The organism is Streptomyces sp. URMC 124 (assembly GCF_051386455.1).
Classification (GTDB): domain Bacteria; phylum Actinomycetota; class Actinomycetes; order Streptomycetales; family Streptomycetaceae; genus Streptomyces.
Genome location: NZ_JBPQTS010000363.1, coordinates 1 through 467, shown reverse-complemented (window position 1 = coordinate 467; position 467 = coordinate 1). Strand labels below are relative to the sequence as shown.

The window sequence follows — 467 nt, the reverse complement described above, 5'->3', positions numbered from 1 at the left end:
GGCATATTGGCTGCCACGGTCCGAGTGATGGATCAAGCCCTTGTCTGGATGCTGCCGTCCGTAAGCCTGCTGTAGAGCCTTTAGAACGAGCTCCTTGGTCATCCTTTCACTCATGTGCCAGCCGACGATCTTACGCGAAAACAAGTCCATTACGCTCGCCAAATAAAGCCAGCCTTCACCTGTGGAAACATAGGTAATGTCAGTAACCCACTTCTCATTCGGCTTGCTTGCTGTAAACTCTCGGTTGAGCACATTCTCCTGAACCGGCAGGGTGTGCTTGGAGTTGGTTGTCGCTTTGTATTTCTTCACCGTCTTCGACCGGATTCCATTTTCTTTCATGATCCGTGTGACGGTACGCTCGGAGATAGATACACCTTTCTTTTTCAGCTGCTGAGTCACTTTCGGGCTACCGTAAAGCTGCCTGGACGTGTCATACACTTCCTTGACTTGCTCGGTCCATTCCTTGT

At 50.5% G+C, this 467-nt stretch carries 1 protein-coding gene; it reads right to left on the bottom strand.

Features of this window, described 5'->3' with window-relative positions:
- Window positions 1-467: IS3 family transposase (locus ACSNOG_RS32955; RefSeq protein WP_436756359.1), on the bottom strand; the 467-nt coding region annotated here is incomplete at both ends.